Source organism: Maritimimonas sp. 2210JD6-3, assembly GCF_056591795.1.
Genome location: NZ_JBWQOJ010000068.1, coordinates 1 through 3,013, shown reverse-complemented (window position 1 = coordinate 3,013; position 3,013 = coordinate 1). Strand labels below are relative to the sequence as shown.

At 28.4% G+C, this 3,013-nt stretch carries 3 protein-coding genes and 1 pseudogene; 1 reads left to right on the top strand and 3 read right to left on the bottom strand.

Annotated features, from left to right (window positions below; all coding sequences use genetic code 11):
• A pseudogene (locus AC1EUY_RS15835) lies at positions 1–278 on the top strand (zinc-dependent peptidase); the annotation flags it as partial.
• 49 nt (positions 279–327) lie between these two features.
• Here the strand turns inward: AC1EUY_RS15835 and AC1EUY_RS15830 are convergent.
• The 3 genes from AC1EUY_RS15830 to AC1EUY_RS15820 all read right to left on the bottom strand — a co-directional run bounded on the left by AC1EUY_RS15830 (position 328) and on the right by AC1EUY_RS15820 (position 2,724).
• The gene (locus tag AC1EUY_RS15830) at positions 328–945 is read right to left on the bottom strand and encodes a hypothetical protein (RefSeq protein WP_480196523.1); all 618 of its coding nucleotides are present in this window, start codon (positions 943–945) and stop codon (positions 328–330) included.
• A gap of 24 nt (positions 946–969) precedes the next feature.
• Positions 970–1,359: a VOC family protein gene (locus AC1EUY_RS15825; RefSeq protein ID WP_480196522.1), complete on the bottom strand. Its 390-nt coding sequence runs from the start codon at positions 1,357–1,359 to the stop codon at positions 970–972.
• Between the two features lie 216 nt (positions 1,360–1,575).
• Positions 1,576–2,724, bottom strand: a complete 1,149-nt coding sequence (locus AC1EUY_RS15820) for a helix-turn-helix domain-containing protein (RefSeq protein ID WP_480196521.1) — start codon at positions 2,722–2,724, stop codon at positions 1,576–1,578.
• Positions 2,725–3,013: the final 289 nt, after the last annotated feature.

Sequence of the window (3,013 nt, the reverse complement as noted above, 5' to 3'; positions counted from 1 at the left end):
GATAAATTAGATGGGGTAACAAATGGTATTCCAGAACGTTTAATGGAGCAGCAATATATAATACCTTGGTTAAAGCTCATACATAGTGAAATGGAGGCAATTAAAAACAATCTTTCAGATATTAGAAATTACGGCGGAACAAATGAAGCCGAGTTTTTTTTCGGTAGCTTCAGAATATTTTTTTTGAACGCCCTGATTTGCTTCAAAAAAAGCATCCTGAACTATATCAAATGCTAGTTGCATGTTTTCATCAAAATCCAATACGGAAAGTAAACTAATTATAGTGTTCTACTTCTTTTTATTAAAATGTTGAATTACTGATGTGTTTTAAAAAGAAAACTGAAATTGGAGCAATGCCACATCGCCAGCAATACATGCTAAAAAAAGATAAATTACGATCACAATTTTAGAAAAAACTTTTTTGTTGTTGTTACTTATGTTTAACAACAACTTTCTTCTAAATAAATAAAATGGTAGCATAAAACCAACTATATATAGTACTAAATCTATTGGATTGTAGGTTCCAGGAAACCAGCCTAAAAACTGTAATGATTCAGAAATTATTGCCAGTAATGGCACAAGGCAAATCCAGATTACACTATTTTTGGTTATGTTATTTCCCCACAAGAGTAATAGTAAAGATGTAAAACTAAAATTATACAAACCATCGGGTAATGCATACAAAAACCACTCTGGTAATTGCATAGTAGCAATTACATTATGGCTTCTCACGAATTGTAAACTATTTAAAACATTTAATTTTTCTAATACATTAAATACTATTAAAGTTTCAGAGCGAAACAATAAATAAATCATACTTGCAAAACCTAATGGCAATATGTTTCCTAAAAATAATTGACATGGTAAATAACTTATAGTTGTCTTTTTTCTTTCGGATTTTGGCAGTTCAATAGCTATTCGTTTTTCTATTGTTATGCCTTTCATTTTAATACAAGTCTTTGTTTTATCTTATCCATGCCCTTGATTATTTGATATCTCTATAAGATTACCGTCTGGATCTCGAAAGTAAACTGACATTATACCACTCTTTAAATATGGTGGTTGTATTACTTTTTCAATTATAGTTATCTTATGTTTCTCTAACTTTTTTACAACTTCTTGTAATGATATTTTTGTAGAAAAACATATATCAACGCATCCTGAAAGTGTATTACGTGCTTTAGGGGTGTACTCTTTACCTAATTGATACAAATGGATTTTCTGATTACCAAATTTTAACGCTCTACTACCATCTAATTCAGTTACTACGTCCATCCCTAATTTTTGGTAAAAATTACAGGCACGATTTATAGAAGCTACCGTAAGCACAACATGATCTATATGTTCTACCTTTATCATATTATTAATTTTTGTGAACAATTAACTTATTTTAAAAAGGCTCTCTACTATTCTGTTTTTAGAGAGCCTTTTTTATTAACCAAAAATCCAAGTCATGAAAAAATTAACTATTCAAACTAACATAACAAAGTTCGTGAAGAAAAATGCTTGTAAAAAAGAATTAGGCACTCTTAAAGTATGGATTTCTGAAATTTAAACTAATCGTGTTTCTAAGTACTAAACGTCTCTGTAATAAGCTGGTGTGCAGCCTTCAATTTTTTTAAATGAAGTATAAAATGTGGCTTTAGAATGAAAGCCCGCTTCCATACCTATACCTTCAATAGATAGATTAAGTGTAGCATCATCTTTTAGAAGTTTTTTAGCTTTTAGCACCCTAAACTTATTAATATAATTATTAAAATTTGAGTGTTTAAGATTGTTTAATGAATGTGAAATGCGTTTGGGATGAATGTTAGTAGCTTCAGCTACATCTATAATGGTAAGATCGTCTTTAATATAACATTCAGAATTTGTCACATAATCTTCAACTATATCTAGCACCTCACTCATTTCTTGAGTGTTCATAAATTTGGACTTTTTGCTTTCTGCCGTTAGTGTAGTTGTAATTGGTTTTTCTTTTGGTGTTATTTTTTTAGAAGTAGAATTTTCTTCTTTATGGTAAGAAAAACTTACAAATAATGAGGACACATTTTCTTGTACAATGCCCTTAAATGACACCCAATAAATGAGGATAACATTTAACAACGTTACCAATATATACCAAACATGGTTATTTAAAAAGTAGTTAACAAGCAATAATAATTGAAAACCAATACTCACATATACAAATAATTTAGCCCAATGTAATTTTTTATGAAGTGTTTCTGAAAACTGATTGTTAACCTCATGCTGATGTTTAATAATCCAACGAATGGTTAAAACGCCTATATAAATAGAATATAATAACCCTATAATAAAATAGATTAAACTATAGGTTGAGTTTTTTAAATATAGTTTAGTAGCTACAGGTAATAAGAAGATAATCAAACCAACAATAACTTCAATTATTCCTGGAATTAATACTTTATAATTGGGATTCTCTCCATCAAAAATCGAAATTTCCTGAATATAAATATAGAATAGTGGAAATGCCAAAAAGTGAAAATGAGTTGGAAATAATTCTAACTGAGGGTATTGATTTAATATACCTAAATCGTTTAAAATATTAGAGATGGGCTCTAGCGAAAATAATAAAATAAACAAACCCAAATAACGTGTAGGTTTATGTTTTTTAGAGTGCATCCATAGTAATATGGTACCGAAAAGTAATCCTTGTACAACACCAAGGATATCTAAAATGCTTACAATATTGTAGTTTAATTCCATAAAAAACCTGTAACCTATTTTAGAATTACAGATTTCAAAAATAATGTATTTATAATGGATTAAATAACAAGTATTTTTATAATAATTTTTTTGTTAAACATAGTATTTTCTCCATTTTATAACTGAAAAGCTAGTGTTAATCGATATGCAGTAAAGTAAATACCTAAAAAAGTAGTGATGGTTAAACCAATACTATAGGGTTTTGCAAAATTATAAAACCACTTAAAATTGATAATCCTCCTAAAATATAGAGCCAAATAAACTTATCTGATTGTGATGTGTTATTAAT